Consider the following 18,490-nt stretch of genomic DNA (forward strand, 5'->3'; position numbering starts at 1 on the left):
TTGTAGACGCCTTCTTTCGCGCCCGAGACCGCACCAGCAATTGAGCGGTGCGACAGAATTTGACTGTCGCACCGCTTTACTCGATGATTCAGCGGACCGCCTTGAAAGCAGCACGCAGCTCTTCGGCAAACAGCTGGGGCTGCTCCCAGGCCGCGAAATGTCCGCCCTTAGCGACCCGATGGTAGTAGTTGAGCGTCGGGTAAGCCTGCTTGCTCCAGCTTTCGGGGGCCTGGTAGATCTCCTTGGGAAAGACGGAGATGCCGACCGGGATCTTGATGTCCCTGGTCTTTTGGGCATCGGCGCTGAAATTGTTGTTGTTGTTTTCCCAATAGAAGCGCGACGAGGACGCACCGCTGTTCGTCAGCCAGTAAAGCATGATGTCATTGAGCATCTCGTCCCGGGACAGGACGCGCTCGGGGACGCCGTCGCTGTCGCTCCATTGGGCAAACTTTTCGTACATCCAGGCGGCAAGGCCGGCCGGCGAATCCGACAGCGAATAGCCGATCGTCTGCGGTCGCGTCACCATCAGGGCGCCATAGGCGGCGTTTCGCCCAAAGAATGTGCCGAGAGCCTGGAAGGCTTTAAGCTCGTCGGGAGCAAGGCTCGCAGGGGCGGGATCGCCGCTGTTGATTGGCTTGACCAAGTCGCCGGGGATGGTGGCCGGCATATTGAGATGAATGGCGAGCAGGCCCTTTGGCGCTAAGCGCCCCAGCGCGTCGGAAATGACCGAGCCGTGGTCGCCACCCTGGGAGACGTAGTGGTCATAGCCGAGCCGCTTCATCAGGACATCCCAGGCTCGCGCCGTGCGGTCCGGCCCCCAGCCGAGCTCGGTCGGTTTTCCCGAGAAGCCATAGCCCGGGATCGAAGGGATGACGACGTCAAACGCATCTTCGGGACGGCCGCCGTAAGACACGGGATCGGTGAGAGGGCCGATGGCCTTCAGGAACTCGAATGTCGAGCCCGGCCAGCCATGGGTGAGGATAAGGGGCAGCGCGTTGGGATCTTTCGAGCGGACGTGGATGAACTGGATATCAACGCCATCGATCGTGGTGATGAATTCCGGCAGGGCATTTAACTGCGTTTCGGCCTTGCGCCAATCGTAGTTGGTTCCCCAATATCGCACCAGGTCCTGAACCTGCGCCAATTGAATGCCCTGCGACTGATCGCCAACCGTTTCCTTATCGGGCCAGCGTGTCTCGGCGATGCGCCGGCGCAAATCGTCAAGCTGCGACTGTGGAACATGGACTTCGAAGGGACGGATCGTCTCGTCGGCCTTTGGCGTACTCGCCGACGCGACCGTTAGGGCGTCGGCAGCGCTCGCTGACTGAAGATACCCTGCAGGAGCGAGCATAATCGCGCCGATCGTAAGAGCGACGAGAGAACCTGCGTGATGTACGCGTGGAGATATCTTTTCATTTCTAATCATGGAAAACCCCGTTGTTTCTGCCCAGTGCGGCGACAAAACGGAGACTAGAAATCCAACGTATCCGAGATGTTTGAGAATCCGGCGAAGTTGTATCAGAACGTACAGGTCAAAAGCGGGGGACAGGACTATTCTATTGTTGACCAACTCAGATTTGATAAAGACTTCGACGCCACGTTATCCAACCACGGAGAGAGTGCGTATTATTTCCGCTGCCTCAAGCAGCTCAGCCCGTATTCCATCCCCCTAACCGCGTACTGGCAAATATCACGGTGGCTCATTGCGATGCCATCGTAGGGACATTCACTCCATCAACTTGTCGAGTTTCACAACGCTCTGACCCGTAGGTGAAATCACGACGCAAATGAACAGTCTGGGGTTAAGCACATAAGGAGCTGACCGCGCCAATCTGGCCTGGATAGATCCATTTTACGCCAACGCTGTCCGATACGAGAAACAAAGTTCAGCCTGAGCGGGAAAAGACGGACGCAGTTGGTAAAAATCCAGCTTTTGTTAATGGTTTGCGTCAAATCATGCGACGTTGCCGCGACCTTGTCTTCCAAGGATGATGTGGTGTCTGCTGAGCAACCGAAAGCCTATCCGCGCTGCACGAATGATTTGAGGCAGCTTTTCCTCACCATTCCCGAGAGAGCCCGATGACGGCGCCCGCCTCTTTCTTGTCGTTCCGGAAAAGGCCTCATGCACAAACCCATTCCATTTCCGCGCCCGGATCGCAATCGATCAGATCCTTACGCGCCAGATACCAACCCCATAGCTCCTGAACAACTCAAACTTATGCAGTTGCTATCGTGCAAACGTGAGGCCCTGGTTGGCGCGACAAACAACTGGGAAGCGCTTTGGGCGTCGCTGAGGCTTAACGATAGCGACGCAACACTCCATCCAGCCCACGTGGATATTGGAGGGTAATCGTGTCGCTCTTTGCTCGTGTTCTGGTTCTCATCCTATTTCTTCTGCCCACGACCGTAATGGCCGAGAGCGATGATTGGCAGGTTGCAAAGGCCACCAGCCAGGTAAAATATACGATAGACCTCTCAAACTGGATGGATCTACATACCGGCGATGTCGTCCCAAACCGGGCCTGGATATCGACTGGCCCCCGCGGCCGAGTTCAGCTCGCGCGCGGCGTCGAAAGCATCGGGTTCCAACCAAACACGATGGCTTCGATTACAACGAACTCAAGCATGCTTTCATCGCGTAAAACCGAGATCCGTCAACAGATCGGCACACTCGATCTTGAGATCGAAAAACGCAGCCAGCCGCATACGACCGTTCAAACACCATATCTTGCCGCTGTCGTCAAAGGTACGATCTTCCGGGTCAGCGTCGGGAAAACAACCGCGTCCGTTTCAGTTGATCGAGGGCTGGTTCAGGTAACATCCTTCGCGAGCGGTCAGCAAGCAAATGTAGGGCCGCGTCAAAGCGCATCCGTCGATCGCAATATCGGGATGACGGTCTCCGGACAGGTGTCAGCGCCATCGATAGCGTCCGTTGCCCCCTCGGTGGCAGAAGTGCCCGGACTGGGTGCCGCCACGCCGTCCGGACAGTATGCCGCGAGCGGTAGCACGAACAAGTCGTCGCAAGCTGGCGCCGCTGGCGACAGTGGTAATAAGGGCGGTGCCAGCGGCGAGAACAATAGTGGCTCCGGAAGCAGCAGCGGAAAAAGCTCCGGTGAAGCGAGCCACGGCGGTAGCGGGAACAGCAGTGGCAATGGGAATGGCAACGACGGCAACGGCGGCACCAATGGAAAAGGGAACGGCAACGCCGGAGACAATGGCGGCAATGGCAACGCAGGCAACGGCGGCGGCGATGGGAATGGGAATGGGAATGGGAATGGGAATAGCAACGCCGGGAATGGCAATGGCAACAAGAACGGGAACGGGAACGGGAACGGGAACGGGAACGGGAACGGGAACGGGAACATTAAAGGTGGCAAAAAGTGAAGAGCGTCAAGCGCTCCTTATCGCGTCTTCGCCGGGGCAACCCTGGCACCGTCCTGCTGAGAGCATTGCTCGTCCTCACTATCCTCACATTTCCAATCATCGGGCCTCAACTTGCTCCCGTCGTCCAACTGAACGATGAGTTGGTCGCCACGCGGTTCGAATGGGCGCCTCGCAACTCTTCGGGAAAGATCGCGTTCATCGCTATAGACAAGCACACGCTTGACGAGGTTGGTGTCTGGCCGTGGCCAAGAAGCGTTTACGGAAAAATCCTGGATAAATTATACAGCTCTAATGTCGGCGACATCTTTGTCGACATCGATTTTTCAACACCGTCCAGCGCCTCGGAAGACGCTCTTTTCGCTTCGGCTTTAGCAAGGGTCGGTGGCGGCGTCCTATTGCCGATTTTCCGACAACAAAAGGCAGCCTCGTCTTCGCAGACAGAAATTTCGCAGCCAATTCCACAGCTGCTTGCCAATGCATGGCCTGTTTTTGCCAATGTCGCAACGGACGCTGACGGCGTGGTTCGACGGTTTGATTTCGGCAACGATTTCGATGGAAGGCCAACCCCTTCTGCAGCCTCAGCCTTGTCCGGCGGATCTAAGTTATCCGGAAGCCAGTTGATCGATTTTTCAATCATACCGGAAACCATACCGACCTACTCATTCGCGGACGTTCTCACAGGTCAAGTGGGAACAAAGCAACTTGCGGGTCGCTCTGTCGTCGTCGGAGCATCTGCGACTGAACTAAAAGATACTTTCAACGTACCGGTTTATGGCGGGTTGGCCGGTCCGCTCATCCATGTCCTCGCGGCAGAGACGCAACTCCAAAGTCGCATCCTTCGCGAGATCTATCAAACTCCGCTCGATCTCTTATTTGCCAGCGCTTTGATTTTCGGTGTGTTCTGTTTTCGCTCCTTGGGCATGGGCAAGACTACCCTTATTGCCGCCGCCCTTGGATGCGGCTGTGAAGCTGCAGCATTTTTCCTACAGAAGGACCTGGCGATCGTTAGCGGAACAATCGTTCCCTGGACACTTCTGGCACTCGCTTGGGTTCTCGCTTTAAACGAACGGATAGACCTTGGAGAAATGATTGCTGCGATCGCCAAGGTCGACGCTCGAAATTCCCGCCGGTTGATGAGAACCATCATAGCCGACAGCTCTGATGGCATCATCGCATTCGATGCAGACCTGAGAATTTCAGAAATCAGCGATTCGGCAAAATCGATCCTCGAGATCAGCACGGGCGATAGTCTTTTGACGATCAGGGAAGGCACAGTCTCTCAGGCGGTCACGGAGATTGTTGGTCACTATGATCCGCAGCAGATCGGGATCCAATCCAAGATCGTCGAATTCCTAAAGCCTCTCGATGAGAAGCTCGCGGCCTACGAAGCCTTGATAACCCTTTCGCCCCTTGAGGCGATGGGCCGTCCTTCTGCAAAGGCCTTCGGTGGGTGCATCATCATTCGGGATATCACTGCCAGAAAGCTCTATGAAGACAAGTTAAAGCGGATGTCTGAGCAGGACGAACTGACAGGCCTGCTGAACCGGCGAGAGTTTCTTGTGCGGATTGAAGGACGAAGTGGCATCATCGCTCTACTCGATATAGAACGCTTCACAAGCATATGCACCACACTCGGGAGAGAGATTGGCGACGCGCTTCTGAAAGCCGTCGCCTCTCGGTTGGTCAGTGCCTTGCCTGATGCACCTCTTGCCCGCATCGATGGTGATCTGTTTGCTATACTTTTCGCAGAAGAAGAGGGCGAAACAAAAAATCATGCTGAATGGCTCCTGCATCTCTTTGAGGAGCCTGTTGCTTTTAATGGAACATTGACAGCAGTTGGAATTCGCCTCGGTATTGCGCGATGTGGACCGGTGAGTGCTGAAAATTCTTTACGCGCAGCTGAATCCGCGCTGGACATTGCAAAGAAATCATCAGAGCAGTGGAAAGCATTCGATCCGGAAATGGCACTTCAGCAAGCTCGCACCAGGCGTTTAGAAGTGGACATGCGTGCCGCGCTCCGAAATCATCAGTTCTTCCTCGTGTTTCAACCACAGATAGATTTGGCAACCCAACGCTTTGTGGGAGCAGAAGCGCTTTTGCGATGGGGGCATCCCGAACTTGGCCTGATATCCCCCGCAGAATTTGTGCCAATCGCGGAATCGTCCGGGCAGATCTGCGAAATCGGGCGATGGGTGCTTATGCAATCCTGTGCAGAAGCAGCGCGGTGGTCGCACGGCGTCATCTCCGTCAACGTATCTGCAATACAGTTCGAGCGTACTGACCTCGAAGCGGACGTCCTTCACGCGCTGCATCAGAGCGGTTTAGCAGCTTCCAGACTATGCCTTGAGCTCACGGAATCGGCCTTTATTAATGATGGCGGAGGCTCTATCGCTAAGATGGTGGACCTTCGTGCGGCGGGTATCACCTTGGCTCTTGATGACTTTGGAACTGGCTATTCTTCTATGAGCTATCTTGCCGATCTCCCACTCGACAAGCTGAAAATCGACCAATCCTTTGTTCGAAGAATGATTCATGACCCGAGTGTCCACGAGATCGTGAAGGCCATCGTGTCGATGGGACACGGCCTCGGAATGGAAATCGTTGCAGAGGGAATCGAGGGCCAGGCAGAGAAGGAGGCTCTTTGCCGACTTCGATGCGAAACGGGGCAAGGATATCTTTTTAGTAAGCCGCAACGCTCGGATGACATACTGCGGCAATATAGGCTCCTGGCGCCGGCTGTCATCGGTTAGTTTAAGACCCCGCAACCGGGAGCTCATTTAGGTCCACGCAAATAATGGGTGGTTCTTGGAACAGACTTGGAAGGGAAAAACGCCAGGCCGGAACCGTTGCTGGCTGACGGCAAGCGCCTTAGGGACGGGATTGTTTGCCTAAGTGCTTCGTTTACCCGCTCGCGGAGATAGGTGGTGAACCGGTCGATTAACGTCGCTCTCGGCCTCCTCGGACCATACGCGGGAGCCGCCAGTCCACGTTCGATATATTTGCGGACCGTCTTGTGATATATGTCCGTCTGCCTGGCGATCAGCGACAGACCTTGTCGATGCAGATCCAAGATCATCATTGTCTCCTCAGCTTGATCACCCAAATCCCCCTTTCGATCATCGGAAAGAGTATTAGCGATGACGCGCCGCCGGCCTTCCGGGCGCACACGCCCGATGACCGGCGGCACTTCAAACTGGGGAAGATTCAAACTGCACTATTAGAGCATCGCTGCGGTATTATCAGCAACAGTCGCGGTGTTCGTAGGGAGAGATTGCATTCCCTAAATATTAAGGATTTTCAGCTATTTCCTGCGTTAGCTTGTGAGGATGCAGGCCGGGGCATGGAACCCCTGCAAGGTTAGGCCTGGTGCCGCGGCGATTGGGTGAAGGACGCGCATGTTCAGGCTTGAGCTAAAGGCGCCTGTGCTAGACAAACCTTGGGTTTCAATCTCCCGGCTAATGCACTCTTATGGCTGGTTCTCCACCGGCGCACAGGCGGAAGAACGGTGTGTGCGGAGCGCTGACAGCATTGCGGAAAGACCATCGAAGCCAGCAGAGTGACCATCTCGAGGTTCCCTTGTTTTCCCCGGAACAGTGGCTCGACTCCCTGACGCCAGTCGCTGTTTGGCGGCTGCTGATCCTCAGCTTGATCTGTATCGCAAGCTTAGATTGGCTTCTTCAAGTCAGCGGCATCCACCATGTCGGTTCGCTCTATATGCTGCCAGTTTGTATTGCCTGCTGGTGTTTCGGTTTCAAAACAGGAATGGGCATCGCGATCGCGGAAATCATATTATCGGTCGTGACCTTACTCGGACTTTCCGGTCATCTGGATACGAGCGCGATCGTCGAGCTGGTGATGCAACTTGTCAAGTTCGGATGTGCGGCTGCTGTCGTGACGCGCTTCCGGCAGAGTTTCGACCGGGAGCGCCTCCTCGCGCGGCGGGATTGGATGACAGGAATTTTGAACAAGCAGGAGTTCCAACGCCAGGCTGAAGCAATGCTGGCATCGGCAACGGCACGCAATCGGTCTTTGCTACTTGCCTATTTCGATCTCGATGGCTTCAAGGCCGTTAATGATCGGTTCGGACACCAAACAGGAGACCAGCTCCTGCAATGTCTTGCAGAACAGGGGAAGTCATTAATTGGCGTGGAGGATTGTTTCGGACGGATGGGTGGCGACGAGTTCGCGGTCTTGATGGAGCTGTCAAAGACCGAGGGCGCGCTGGAGGTGGCGAAGCAGTTGCATGTCGGGTTCACTGCCGCTTTAGACAACACTGGCCACGGGGTCACATGCAGCATGGGCGCGGTGGTTGCCTTCCCCGGTGACAGCGCTTCACTGCATGAACTGATGCGCCGTGCAGACCAGCTCATGTATGCGGTGAAACGCGACACTAAAGCTGGCTTTAGCTTGGCAGGTCATGCTCCTCCATGTGATTTTGAATCCCTGTTGCCACCAAGACTTCAGAGATGCTCGCATCATTCCTGAAGTGATCGAGGAGTTCATCTCGAACTGGCCTCTTACCCCATAGTTCGAGCGTTGCTGACGCTGCGCGGAGTCGATCTGACCGCCCCGGTGACCTTCGCGACAGGGGTCGGTGACGTGACCGGATCTTTAAATTGTTGGTTCCCACGCAGAACTGAGCCGGCGAGACATACGTCCCGCCAGCTCTCGGCAAAACCTAAAAAGAAAGTCGTTATTTCTTGATGGCTTCGATATCGATGTCGAGCGCGAGGTCTGGGCCGAGGCCGAAATCTGTCAGCTTCTTCAGGCCGAAATCCGGGCCGCTAAACTTGCCGGTGGCGGAGAAACCGGTCTTGACGGTCTTGGCATCCCAGGGAAGCGGAGACTCGGCATTCCATGTCACATCCAAGGTTACCGGCTTAACGGTGCCTGCGAGTGACAGATCACCGGTAACCTTGGCCGTCTTGTCACCGGTCTTTTCGATCTTAGTACTCGTGAAGGTAATATCCGGAAACTCCTCGACATTCAGGAAGTCGGGGCTTTTCAGGTCGGAATTGCGCTGCTCGAAGTTGGTATCGATGCTGTTGGCATCGATCTTTAGCGAGATCGAGCTATTCGCAACATCGCTTTTGTCGAAGGAGATCGTCCCCGCTACGGTTTTGAAGATGCCGTGAGCCTTCGACCAACCAGCATGATTGGTCTTGAAGGAAACCCAGGCATGTGTCGGGTCGACATCGTACGTATCCGCGGCAAAAGCAGATCCGGCAAAGAGTGCGCCGGTTAGAGCAGCGGCTAGAACTGTGAATTTCATGGGTACTCTCCTTTGATTTGTCCAGCGTGTCCTGGAGCTCGGCAGAAAGCTCATCCCTGGAAAAGGACGGCGGCAATGGCGATGGCGATGGCGGCGGGAACCGCAGTTGCAAGACCGGCGGCGACGGGCCGAAGGAACCGTGGAAGGCGATGAAAGGTGACACCGCTGACCAGAATGATAGCGGCAACAGCAAGAGGCAAAACCGCGCATACGATCGCGGCTGGCGCCGCCTTTGGCGCGAAGAGAGCCGTCATGATCAAATGCACCGCGACTACACAGGCAAACGCAAGCCCCTCGAAGCCCCGCAGAGCGAGGGAGTCCTCATCGCCCATAAGATAGCGGATATAGTTCACCAGCAACCAGCCGCCGGTAAGCGCTGCGAGCGCCCCGTTAATTTGCGCCATGCCGACGAAGGCTCCAAAGGCCGCCGAAAGCGCAGAGGCGATGGAGACGCCGAGCAGCGCCGTTGCCAGTGCCGACTGCTCTCCGCGGCGACCGCTAGGTCGCGTCGCGACAGCGGGAGCAATCGCTGCCGTCGCCACCAGGAGGACGGCGAGAACGACGACGGATTTTGTGGGATTGGCAAGCAGCACGTTCTTGCCCAGCAACCACCCCGACAGGGTAAGCGCAATGGCAGCCAGTACCGTACTGACAGCCACCGGCAGTGGTCTGCGCAAAAGTGCTAGGATCGCGAAGATTCCTGCGCCGAAGAACAGAATAATCGGAAGCTTCTGCTTTGCTGCGACGGGAGGGAGCGCTGGCATGCCTTCGAGCATCAGATGGATGACAACAGCAGCCAGCGGAACCAGCAGGGCGATAATCAGCCCGCGTCTGGCTGGAAGTACGACCGAGGCCAATGCGACAAACACGCCAAGAAGAAACGGCACGCCAACAGTCGTCACCAGAAGCTGCTGCATCATGAATGAAATTCCCCCGAGAGCCGGCTCAAGATTGCAGGGCGGAACGCTATAGCTCGCCGATTTAATTAACAAGTGTACTATTTGTGACCCAACAACACGAATCCGTGATCAACCATGAAACGTGGCGTGACAAACTGTTCAACAATAGTGAACGAGAAAACTTCACCTATTGGCGTCGCAATGGCACCGCCAGACGCTATACGGGGTCATTTGCTGCACGGGGCGACATACTACCTTAGCAAGGCCTGGCCCGGCCTGTGACGCAATGAGACCTTCCGAGCGGCCGGAAGCCGGCCAAAAAACAAGCGCCGGGCTAAATCCGCATGTCGGTTAGAATAAAGGCTTGCTCTTCAGGTGCGAAGAAGCCGCGGACCCTGTACCCATTGTCGACAGGGGTTTGCTCCTCGGGTGCCCAAGAGAGGCGGGCGGGCGTCAGGTAGGAGCGCGGCCAAGAGAGAGATCGACCCGGACTACAAGATGCATCGGCCCCGCATGCCGGAGGATCTGGTTTCCCAACTGCCGCTTATTGCCAAGGCGGCCGAGGCTTACCGATTGCGTGGATCAGGCGTTTTGATCAACCGCTCGGTCCAACCGGTGGATGGCTGTCCGAGCAATTGGTAGCTGCAGCAAAGGGTGACGGCGAAATTCCAACATCAAAGGGACGAGAAGGACGTACGCTGTCCAGACCGCACTTGAGCGCCTGATCCCGCCGATTTCAAATCCTCACCCTACCTTACCTAAATGGGACGGAAGAATATGCTTCCCATCCGCCGCGAGTGCGATTTGGTAAACATTGGTAACTGACGAAAGTGGCAAGCCGCAATAAAGATGAGGGAATAGATCATCACCGTCAGACTGTTCCCAGACAAGTGAATCGCCGAGCGATTCCTGGTCTATTTCGACCAGAACTAAATCATTCTGAGATTTAAAGAACTTTTCGAGGGTGCTCGCGACTTGAGTTCCATCCGAAAGATGGATGAATGGATCATTTAGATCGATACCGAAACCTTTAAACTCCTTTTGCGCTTCAGCCTCCTTCCAAGCGCTTTTGGGGATGATTTTGTAAACAAACTTCATAGCAGCCTCATCGATTTACTACGCTTTCTTCGGATAATAGAACGTCAAACAACCGGCAACGACACCGCTGGACCATAGGACCATAGCTTTACCTATCAAGCACGTCAGCTCCGCAGTTGTCTGTTCCGCCGCCTGAGAGAGTTACATGCACACGAAGAGCACTTTCAGCCTGCCGCCCGTCGCTTCGAAGTTTCCCCCAAGAGGCGACGCTCAATCTTTGTTGGCGCTGAGCTGCAGGTAGTTCCATACGATATCGTTGAACTTCTGACACTGAGCAGATGGTTTTCGAATACATACTCTCCGTTTCCCGGCGCCTCCCAATGATCGTCAATTAGAGGTGGCTTCAAACCGAGGCACCAGCAGATCGATCACTTTGTAACAGATACTGGTGACATGACGTGTCAGTAAGCCTGCCTTACGCGTCATGCTGACATTGCATGTCACGGGCATGTGGGAGAGACTTCCGAAAACAACGCCGTTGCCGCAACTCAGCCACGGCAGGAAGTCGAAAGCAGGCGCATGGAAGTCGAGAAGCAAGTTTACGCGTTTTCACCCGAGTTGGTCGAAGGACTCATCGTCAAGCGAAAGAACCGCTTCATCTTTGTCGTCGAGATCGACGACGTCGCCTACGAGTGCCATTGCCCCGTGACGGGAAGTATCGGAAACATCGTGTTCAACGCCATTCCCTGTCCGTTGTCGAAGAGCCAAGGCGCTGGGCGCAAGACTCCATACACCGTCGAAGCGATCTCGCTCGATGCACCCAGCGCCGAAAACAAGACTTGGGTCGGGATCAACCAGAACCTCGTCAACCGTTATGTGGAGAACGCCTTCCGCAGCGGACTGTTTGCAGACGTCGTCGACAGAGGCGACACGATCCTGCGAGAGCAGGTTCTCGGCAACTCCAAGCTCGATTTCAGGATCGGCGGCACCTACATCGAAGTGAAGACGCCGCTCAGCGACATCCAGCTTCCGGCGGGTTCGCACATCGTGAAGAAGAAGGCGCCGGAGCCCACCGGCCCGAACCGCTTCGTCCGCCATATCGGCGAGCTGTCGGACAGCCTTGGCCCAGACAACAAAGCCATTCTGCTGGTATGTTTCATCTACGACAATCCGAGATTTACTCGGCCGGCGTAGACCAAAAGCAGTGGCACAGTGCGCGGAGTCGTAGCGGACTCCGTTGCTCGTGGCGTCGAGATCTGGCAGGTCAATTTCGAGATTTCGCTATCCGGCGTTCGGCTCAGTCGGCGCTTCGAGATCACTGCCGACTTTTCGTGACCGGCGGCCGTCAGGCGTGTTGCATGAGCTAGGCTATCCCAAAGGAAGAATACGTTCGACGCGCCAACATGTGGCGGCCGCGCGCAACGGCAATCACTTCTGCGCCGACCCAACGGAATCGGATTGTTTGATGCTGGACAGGTCGCTCAAGATTGAAGCTCCCAGTCTTGTCATTTCACTCCCGTGGGGGATCGGCTGTCCATGTGCGCCGCCAGGGCAAGCTAGGGTATCGCCCGTCAATTTGTTCAGTTGCCCGAGCTCGCTGATGGCGTGCACGACAAACTGATCGACCCCAGCCATTGCCTGCGTCTGCTGCGTGGTGCGCGCCTCCAGAGTTTTGATTTCCAGATCCTTCTCACCGTCGGCCCTGCCTTGCATGAACGCGATTGCGCTGGAAATGACGAAGCAGATCGTGCCCGTGGCCAATACAAGCTTGATCAGCCGCTCGCGCCGGTCATCCAGCCTCTGGGTGATAATAAACACGGCGAGGACCAGCATTAGACCAGCCAGGCCGAGGGGGCCATACTTCAGGAATCCTGCAAGGGCATCGACGTTTTCCAACATTGGTCCGGCTCCAATCTGTATCAGCTCAAGTATGTCTCGCTGCAGGTTCGAAGCAAGAGCCAATGCGGCCCCCTAATTGCGCCGCAACGGTGGGTGCGCCTACACCGATTGAACGTTGTGAAACGCGGGGTGCAGCCTGGATTAGCAAGAGGAAAACCGCGATTGGCAGTCCATCATTGGAATGGATTGCCAGGCAGGCCGGAAAGGGTCGCGATTCTTCGAGCCCTCGCGGGACTATATTTATCGTTGGATCGCAGCCATCCTTTTTTCCTCACGAAACCTGTGGCGGACCCATTTTCATAGTAGATCGGATTGAATTTGTTTTTCAGGCAGCCAAACCAATTGGGCGGGCGAGGAAAAAGACTTTGGGAATGAAGCATGGTGTCTTGAAACGCATTCGGATCTGGCCCGGTTAATATCCCTGGCTCGCGCGCACCACTGCGTGGATCGACCTCGCCGGCGGAATCGGCGTACTGCTGCCGTCTCTCACGCGCCTCCGGCCCAGAGTTACGGTGCTTGCGGCCGTCGGATGCATCTCGCTCCAGCTATGCGCGATCACCTTCCATTTCTCGCGGGGCGAAGCATTCGTCACGCCGATCAACTTCCTCGTCCTTGCGCTTTGCATCGCCGTTGCCTGGGGTCGATGGAAAAAGGCGCCCATTCAGGCCAGATGACGATATAGATCGCCACCGGTCGCCTCGGTTGCCTGGACAACTCGAGGCGGCTCAAAAGGCCGCTTCGAGTTTCATTTCTCCGAAACCATCACGGTTAAATCCGGATTCATCCGACTTCGCTGACGCTGTCCAGAAACATCGAACTGAAGCCCCGCAGCATCGAGGCAAGACTTCGGGCAGTTTCGTACCGCGAGGATGCGTACCATTCCCGAGCGATGGTCATGGACGGAAACTCGATGGCGATGACCTGATGATCGAGATCAGCGCCGTCCGCGCTCTCGAGCTTTCCGCAGAGAGATGCGAACCTGCCGCCGTAAAACTCGACAGAAGCCGCGGCCTGATCCGAGTAGTGTTTGAGAGCTTCAGGATTCGTGATGTCACGATTCCACATCATGTAGTAGGCGACCATATTTCCCTGCTCGTCCAATCCCGTTGTCGCGTCTCGCCACGCCGACTGGCAGGCGACGCCGCCGGCAAGCCTATCCCGGCCTTTTGACAAGAAATGTCAGCATGAGAGCGTTGTTCGGTCCTAAGTCCGCTACCCCTAGGAGGTCGCTGCCCTCGCCCGCTCCTCGGCGACCTGCGCGCGCCATTGCTTGTAGAGCTCGCGGCGCTGGCCGGGATAGCGATCCGCCAGCAGTTCCGCCTGCTGGATGCGATCGGTGCGGAACGCCCGGAAATCCTGCCGCAGTTCGCACCAGGCGGCTATGACCTGCATCGTTTCCGCAAAGGCGATGCCGATCGGCCAGATGACCCGCTCTGTATCCTCACCTTTGCCATCCCTATAGGAGATGCGCAGCTTCATTTGCTGCTGCATGGCCTTGCGCAGGATCTTGAGGTCGATCGCCTCGTTCCTCTGCGACGGATAGGACACATGGAAATCGGTGTCATTGAGCTTATGGCGCAATTCCGAGGGAAGCACGGCCTCGATCTTGGCAAGCGCATCCTGGGCGGCTGACGAGAGTTCCTCGTCTGTCTGGCGGCTCACCCATTGGACGCCAAGCGCGATCGCCTTGATCTCTTCCTCGGAGAACATCAGCGGCGGCAACATGAATCCTGGCCTGAGCACATAGCCGAAGCCGGGTTCGCCTTCGACCTCCGCACCCATGGACTGCAGAAGGATGATGTCGCGATAGATCGTCCGCAGCGAGACACCCGTCTGCTGTGCCAGATAGGCCCCCGAAACCGCCTGTCGGTGGCGCCGGAGGATCTGAAGAATGTCGAACAATCGCTGGCTTTGGGACATGATACTATCCTTCGACAAATCGTGCTCCAGCCCCTGCGGCAGGACTGGAGCACGACCAGTCCTAATCCATGCGGACGACGACCTTTCCGTTCGCCTTGCGGCCACTCTCCAACGCCGTGATGGCGCGGACTGCATCGCTCAACGGCACGATCTCGCCGATCGGAAGCTTAAGCTTTCCCTTGGCGGCCGCACTGGCAATCCCATCGAGCACGTCGGCACGCGCCGTGCAGACAATCGGTTTGAGCTTCCGGCTGAAGATTGCACGAATGAACTTGCCCGGAGTCGGATTGATATCGAGGAACACGCCGCCCGGCCGCAGGAGCCCGAAGGCGCCGTCGGTGTTCATTGTTCCGGCCGTATCGTAGACGACGTCAAAGCGCTCGCTGATGTTCGACAAGTCGGTGGTGCGGTAATCGAACAGGGGCTTCACACCCTGCTCGCTCATGCGTGCCATCGAGCTCGCACTGCAGCTTCCAGCGACCGTCGCGCCGAACATCAGCGCCAACTGGACGGCCGCCTCGCCGACCGCGCCGGCGCAGCCATTGACGAACACCCGCTTGCCGGCCAGGCGCGACGCCTTGTCGACGAGCCCGTTCCAGGCGGTGGTGCCCGGCGTGCCGAGGCAGGCAGCTTCCTCGAAGGAAAGGGAGTCCGGCTTCCTGGCCAGGAACGTCTCCGGAGCGATGGCCACCTCGCCGAGTGCGCCGCCATCCTGGATCTTGACGGAACCGAAGACCTCATCCCCGCGCTTGAAGCGGGTAACGCCTGGCCCGACCGCCGTGACTACGCCTGAGATATCGCTACCCATGGCGCGTGGGAACTTCTTCCCCGTCATCATCTTCAGATAACCGCTGCGCACCTTCCAATCGATCGGATTAATGGAGGCAAAATTGACCTTCACAGCCACCTCTCCCTTGCCGAGAGGCCGAAGGGTGAACTCCTCGAGCTTCATCTGCTCGGGTCCGCCGTACTGGTAATACTGGATCCGTTTCATAGCAGGCCATTTCTCTTTAGGGTTGACTCGACGACCTCGATCAGTGGCGTGCTCGGTCGCCCAAGAAGGCGTCGCAGATCGGTACTCTCTGTATACCGGTCGCCACGCTGGGTAGCAAAACTGGTGTCGGCAATGACGTCGGCAAACAAGGCCGGCACGCCTCCGGCGGCAAGGGCTTCACTGTACTGATCGACGGGCATGTCCACGTAGAGCAGCGGCTTGCCTGTCAGGGTCTGCATGGCGTTGGCGATGTCCTCCATGGTGAACGCGGCGCCACCGAGTTCGTAGACGACGTCGTTGCCGACCGGACCGGAGAGAACCGCCGCGGCCGCTTCCGCCAGATCGCTGCGGCTCGCACCAGACAACTGTCCGAAGGCGGCGGAGCCAAGCAGCCTGCCGGTCGCCAAGGCATATTCGATGTTGCCGAGATCTCCGGCATAGACTTCGATATAGGGGCCGTTGCGCAGGAGGACGTGACGCACGCCCGTCCCGCGAAGAAGGTCTTCTGTCTGCTTGTGCTCGTCGCCCAGACGCAGGGTGCTGGTATCGCCGTTGATGAAGCCCGCATATGCAATGACGGATACGCCCGCTTCGACGGCGGCATTGATTGCGCGCTCCATCTGGACGAAACGCTGCCCAAACGTCGCCGACGGGACAAGGAGAAGCTTGTCGGCACCTGCGAATGCGGTGACCAGCGTTTCCGGACGATCGTAGTCGGCCTCGCGCACCTGAACGCCCAGAGCCGCCAGATCGGCCGCCTTGGCGGGATCGCGGACAGCGGCGACGACGTCGCTGGCAGCGACGCCGCGGCGCAGCAAAGCCTCAACGACGAGCCGCCCGTAGCGGCCCGTTGCTGCAGTGATGATGATCATGTCGAATACTCCCGACTATCGGCTCAATGAGGCTGAACCGTAGACATGTAGGCCGCATAGGGCGTCGCGTCGTAGATCACTTCCGTGGAGGCGATCTTGCCATCCTTGACCTGGATGAGCTCGGCGACGAGCGAATGGGGAACCGGGTGGGTTTCCACGGCATAGACGAGCACGGCCTGCGTTTCGTCACCGAACGCAGCGCGGATGTCGAGCTTCTTGATCATGCGCGCGAATCCTTCCTGAAAACCGTGGAAGGCGGCCGCACCGGTGGTCTTGCCGATTGGCGAGATGCAGACGACGTCGTCTGCAGCAAGCTTCATGATGGCGTCGACGTCCTTGTTGGACATTGCCTCGCCGTAGGCGCGGGCGATCCTGGCGGCGGTAGCGTTCTGTTCAGCCATGGTCTTATTCCTTTCCTGATGATCTGTGGCTGAAACGGTTATAGACTGACCTAGTGACATAGGATGTCAGTAGGCTGCGTTCATCAGTTGCATTAGATGTTAATATACACCCAGAGTCGATGATGTGCCAGCGCGGGCTTATTTAGAAGCCGCGCCCCTTCGTCGTTCGGCGGCCTGTATCATCTCGATGAACCGCCTCACCTTGGCTGGACGAAAGCGGGCCATCGGAAGCACCGCATGGATACCGCCGGCAGGTAATGCCCACTCTGGAACCAACCGCTGCAGACGCCCGGCCGCGATGTCGTCGACGACCATGTAATCCGGAAAGACCGAAACGCCCATGCCGGCCTTCACACAGGCATAGGCAGACGGCGTCTTGTCCGTCCGTACCGCGGAATGCATCTCGACGATCTCGGATTTGCGCCCTTCCTGAGAAAACACCCAGCGCAGCGGCTGCCGTAAGATGGCGTTCTCGATCCAGGGCAGTGCCGACACATCGGAGGGCTCCATCGCTTTGGGGAAGCTTGCGGCCAGCTTCGGCGTCGCCACCAGGTATTGCTGGAATGTGCCCAGACGACGGGCCTTGTTGCTCATATCGGTCAGCCAGCCGACACGGATCGCGAGATCCAGTTGGCCGCCGGCGAGATCGATGACGCTGTCATCGAAAATGAGGTCCACGCGCATTTGCGGGAAGCGCTCCTTGTAGGCGGCGACGACCGACGCAACGACCGCGGCGCCGTAGTCCAACGGCGCGGTCAGCGTCAGCGTGCCGTTCGGTTCGTTCGCGTGAACGGACATTTCTCCATAGGCGGCTTCCGCTTCCCGCAGGATGATCACGCAGCGGTCGTAGAACACCCGCCCCTCTTCTGTCGCATGCAGCCGCCGTGTCGTCCGCATTAGCAACGAAACGCCGAGTTCCTCCTCCAGGCGCGCCACCTGATGGCTGACTACGGCCTTGGCGACGCCAAGCCGTTCGCCCGCGGCGGTGAACGACCCGGTCTCGACGACGGAGGTGAAGAAAACCAGCCTGTTGAGATTGAGGAGCTCGCTCATGTGATTGTCTAATTAATTCATACAGTCTGTATGATTGACCGATATTTCTTTACGCAGCAAGAGCTGAGATGATCCGGCCTCGCAAACAGAGGACATGATCCATGCAGGAATTGTCGGCCACCTACCTCTTCGACCCCTTGTGCGGCTGGTGCTATGGCGCAAGCCCGATGATCGAGCGTCTGCTGTCGGCGGGCATCGACGTCCGCCTCCTTCCGACGGGTCTGTTTTCCGGATCCGGCGCGCGCGAGATGGATGCGTCCTTCGCGGCCTATGCCTGGTCGAACGATCAGCGCATCGAACGTCTGAGCGGTCAGCCATTCTCCGAGGACTACCGCTCCAAGGTCTTGAACAAGCCGGGCTCGCTGTTCGACTCTGGCGCCGCCACTCTTGCCATCACGGCAGCGGGCCATTCGGATCATCGCAAGCGCTTCGATGCACTACGCCTCATCCAGAACGCCCGATATGCGACAGGGCTGGACATCACTAGCGTGCCTGTCCTCGCCGACGTGCTCTCTTCCGGAGGGCTCGTGGAGGCAGCAGGCTTGTTGATGGAAGGCTCCGACGAATTGCTTGCCGCCAATCGGCAGCTCGTCGCGCAGGGCCAGGATCTGTTCCGCCGACATGGTGCGAATGGCGTTCCAGCCCTGGTGATCGAAAGAAACGGGCGTCAGCGCCTTCTGGACGCGAGCGCTCTCTTCAGCAGCTATGACAACCTCATAGCGCATCTGAAAGCTGCATAATCCTGCAAACCACAAAGG

16 protein-coding genes and 3 pseudogenes are annotated in these 18,490 nt (G+C 57.3%); 7 read left to right on the plus strand and 12 right to left on the minus strand.

The genetic code is table 11. The features are described from left to right. Window positions 1-88: 88 nt before the first annotated feature. Window positions 89-1,351, minus strand: coding sequence for an epoxide hydrolase family protein (locus tag QD409_RS22935; RefSeq protein ID WP_430763775.1), 1,263 nt, complete (start codon window positions 1,349-1,351; stop codon window positions 89-91). A 1,001-nt stretch (window positions 1,352-2,352) separates the two neighbouring features. On the opposite strand from QD409_RS22935, the gene QD409_RS22940 reads away from it, so the two are divergent. Continuing rightward, window positions 2,353-3,384 (plus strand): FecR domain-containing protein, encoded by a 1,032-nt coding sequence (locus QD409_RS22940; protein ID WP_430763744.1) that lies wholly within the window; start codon window positions 2,353-2,355, stop codon window positions 3,382-3,384. Continuing rightward, the gene (locus QD409_RS22945; protein ID WP_430763745.1) at window positions 3,381-6,134 is read left to right on the plus strand and encodes an EAL domain-containing protein; all 2,754 of its coding nucleotides are present in this window, start codon (window positions 3,381-3,383) and stop codon (window positions 6,132-6,134) included. Before QD409_RS22940 ends, QD409_RS22945 begins: the two co-directional genes overlap by 4 nt. Before the next feature lie 152 nt (window positions 6,135-6,286). On the opposite strand, the pseudogene QD409_RS22950 reads toward QD409_RS22945, so the two are convergent. Further along, window positions 6,287-6,463: pseudogene (locus QD409_RS22950) on the minus strand (IS21 family transposase); the annotation flags it as partial. A 776-nt stretch (window positions 6,464-7,239) separates the two neighbouring features. Here QD409_RS22950 and QD409_RS22955 point away from each other — a divergent pair. Further along, window positions 7,240-7,869, plus strand: a complete 630-nt coding sequence (locus tag QD409_RS22955) for a GGDEF domain-containing protein (protein ID WP_430763776.1) — start codon at window positions 7,240-7,242, stop codon at window positions 7,867-7,869. Beyond that, a pseudogene (locus QD409_RS22960) lies at window positions 7,862-7,986 on the plus strand (IS110 family transposase); the annotation flags it as partial. The gene QD409_RS22955 and the pseudogene QD409_RS22960, both read left to right, overlap by 8 nt. A 91-nt stretch (window positions 7,987-8,077) precedes the next feature. On the opposite strand, the gene QD409_RS22965 reads toward QD409_RS22960, so the two are convergent. From QD409_RS22965 to QD409_RS22975, 3 genes are all read right to left on the minus strand, one after another. Then, window positions 8,078-8,656, minus strand: coding sequence for a YceI family protein (locus QD409_RS22965; RefSeq protein ID WP_430763746.1), 579 nt, complete (start codon window positions 8,654-8,656; stop codon window positions 8,078-8,080). A 50-nt stretch (window positions 8,657-8,706) separates the two neighbouring features. Next, complete coding sequence (locus QD409_RS22970; protein ID WP_430763747.1) at window positions 8,707-9,576, minus strand: hypothetical protein; 870 nt, start codon at window positions 9,574-9,576, stop codon at window positions 8,707-8,709. Between the two features lie 723 nt (window positions 9,577-10,299). Continuing rightward, window positions 10,300-10,653: a DUF952 domain-containing protein gene (locus QD409_RS22975; RefSeq protein ID WP_430763748.1), complete on the minus strand. Its 354-nt coding sequence runs from the start codon at window positions 10,651-10,653 to the stop codon at window positions 10,300-10,302. A 519-nt stretch (window positions 10,654-11,172) separates the two neighbouring features. Here QD409_RS22975 and QD409_RS22980 point away from each other — a divergent pair. Continuing rightward, window positions 11,173-11,787: a DNA/RNA nuclease SfsA gene (locus tag QD409_RS22980; RefSeq protein WP_430763749.1), complete on the plus strand. Its 615-nt coding sequence runs from the start codon at window positions 11,173-11,175 to the stop codon at window positions 11,785-11,787. Between the two features lie 234 nt (window positions 11,788-12,021). Here the strand turns inward: QD409_RS22980 and QD409_RS22985 are convergent, their stop codons facing one another. Beyond that, window positions 12,022-12,492 carry a hypothetical protein gene (locus QD409_RS22985; protein WP_430763750.1) on the minus strand — a complete coding sequence of 157 codons (471 nt, stop codon included), beginning with the start codon at window positions 12,490-12,492 and terminating at the stop codon, window positions 12,022-12,024. A 431-nt stretch (window positions 12,493-12,923) separates the two neighbouring features. On the opposite strand from QD409_RS22985, the pseudogene QD409_RS22990 reads away from it, so the two are divergent. Next, window positions 12,924-13,166: pseudogene (locus QD409_RS22990) on the plus strand (DoxX family protein); the annotation flags it as partial. Window positions 13,167-13,272: 106 nt separating this feature from the next. On the opposite strand, the gene QD409_RS22995 reads toward QD409_RS22990, so the two are convergent. The 6 genes from QD409_RS22995 to QD409_RS23020 all read right to left on the minus strand — a co-directional run bounded on the left by QD409_RS22995 (window position 13,273) and on the right by QD409_RS23020 (window position 17,732). Continuing rightward, complete coding sequence (locus tag QD409_RS22995; RefSeq protein WP_430763751.1) at window positions 13,273-13,575, minus strand: DUF1330 domain-containing protein; 303 nt, start codon at window positions 13,573-13,575, stop codon at window positions 13,273-13,275. A 135-nt stretch (window positions 13,576-13,710) separates the two neighbouring features. Continuing rightward, window positions 13,711-14,412: a helix-turn-helix transcriptional regulator gene (locus QD409_RS23000; RefSeq protein WP_430763752.1), complete on the minus strand. Its 702-nt coding sequence runs from the start codon at window positions 14,410-14,412 to the stop codon at window positions 13,711-13,713. Between the two features lie 61 nt (window positions 14,413-14,473). Then, window positions 14,474-15,406 carry an NAD(P)-dependent alcohol dehydrogenase gene (locus QD409_RS23005; RefSeq protein ID WP_430763753.1) on the minus strand — a complete coding sequence of 311 codons (933 nt, stop codon included), beginning with the start codon at window positions 15,404-15,406 and terminating at the stop codon, window positions 14,474-14,476. Continuing rightward, window positions 15,403-16,278, minus strand: coding sequence for an NAD(P)H-binding protein (locus QD409_RS23010; RefSeq protein ID WP_430763754.1), 876 nt, complete (start codon window positions 16,276-16,278; stop codon window positions 15,403-15,405). Before QD409_RS23010 ends, QD409_RS23005 begins: the two co-directional genes overlap by 4 nt. Before the next feature lie 23 nt (window positions 16,279-16,301). Continuing rightward, complete coding sequence (locus QD409_RS23015) at window positions 16,302-16,679, minus strand: nuclear transport factor 2 family protein (RefSeq protein WP_430763755.1); 378 nt, start codon at window positions 16,677-16,679, stop codon at window positions 16,302-16,304. Window positions 16,680-16,817: 138 nt separating this feature from the next. Further along, on the minus strand, window positions 16,818-17,732 hold the full coding sequence (locus tag QD409_RS23020) for a LysR family transcriptional regulator (protein WP_430763756.1): 915 nt from the start codon (window positions 17,730-17,732) through the stop codon (window positions 16,818-16,820). A 101-nt stretch (window positions 17,733-17,833) separates the two neighbouring features. On the opposite strand from QD409_RS23020, the gene QD409_RS23025 reads away from it, so the two are divergent. Beyond that, window positions 17,834-18,472, plus strand: coding sequence for a DsbA family protein (locus QD409_RS23025; RefSeq protein ID WP_430763757.1), 639 nt, complete (start codon window positions 17,834-17,836; stop codon window positions 18,470-18,472). Window positions 18,473-18,490 lie beyond the last annotated feature (18 nt).

The organism is Rhizobium sp. BR 315 (genome assembly GCF_050577975.1).
Lineage (GTDB): Bacteria > Pseudomonadota > Alphaproteobacteria > Rhizobiales > Rhizobiaceae > Rhizobium > Rhizobium miluonense.

Bases quoted from the DNA above. Each gene is read 5' to 3' on its own strand.
- QD409_RS23005 (WP_430763753.1), bottom strand. From the start codon at position 15,406: ATGAAACGGATCCAGTATTACCAGTACGGCGGACCCGAGCAGATGAAG.
- QD409_RS22965 (WP_430763746.1), bottom strand. From the start codon at position 8,656: ATGAAATTCACAGTTCTAGCCGCTGCTCTAACCGGCGCACTCTTTGCC.
- QD409_RS22985 (WP_430763750.1), bottom strand. From the start codon at position 12,492: ATGTTGGAAAACGTCGATGCCCTTGCAGGATTCCTGAAGTATGGCCCC.
- QD409_RS23020 (WP_430763756.1), bottom strand. From the start codon at position 17,732: ATGAGCGAGCTCCTCAATCTCAACAGGCTGGTTTTCTTCACCTCCGTC.
- QD409_RS22955 (WP_430763776.1), top strand. From the start codon at position 7,240: ATGCAACTTGTCAAGTTCGGATGTGCGGCTGCTGTCGTGACGCGCTTC.
- QD409_RS23000 (WP_430763752.1), bottom strand. From the start codon at position 14,412: ATGTCCCAAAGCCAGCGATTGTTCGACATTCTTCAGATCCTCCGGCGC.
- QD409_RS22970 (WP_430763747.1), bottom strand. From the start codon at position 9,576: ATGATGCAGCAGCTTCTGGTGACGACTGTTGGCGTGCCGTTTCTTCTT.
- QD409_RS22935 (WP_430763775.1), bottom strand. From the start codon at position 1,351: ATGCTCGCTCCTGCAGGGTATCTTCAGTCAGCGAGCGCTGCCGACGCC.
- QD409_RS22975 (WP_430763748.1), bottom strand. From the start codon at position 10,653: ATGAAGTTTGTTTACAAAATCATCCCCAAAAGCGCTTGGAAGGAGGCT.
- QD409_RS23025 (WP_430763757.1), top strand. From the start codon at position 17,834: ATGCAGGAATTGTCGGCCACCTACCTCTTCGACCCCTTGTGCGGCTGG.
- QD409_RS22995 (WP_430763751.1), bottom strand. From the start codon at position 13,575: ATGGTCGCCTACTACATGATGTGGAATCGTGACATCACGAATCCTGAA.
- QD409_RS23015 (WP_430763755.1), bottom strand. From the start codon at position 16,679: ATGGCTGAACAGAACGCTACCGCCGCCAGGATCGCCCGCGCCTACGGC.
- QD409_RS22980 (WP_430763749.1), top strand. From the start codon at position 11,173: ATGGAAGTCGAGAAGCAAGTTTACGCGTTTTCACCCGAGTTGGTCGAA.
- QD409_RS23010 (WP_430763754.1), bottom strand. From the start codon at position 16,278: ATGATCATCATCACTGCAGCAACGGGCCGCTACGGGCGGCTCGTCGTT.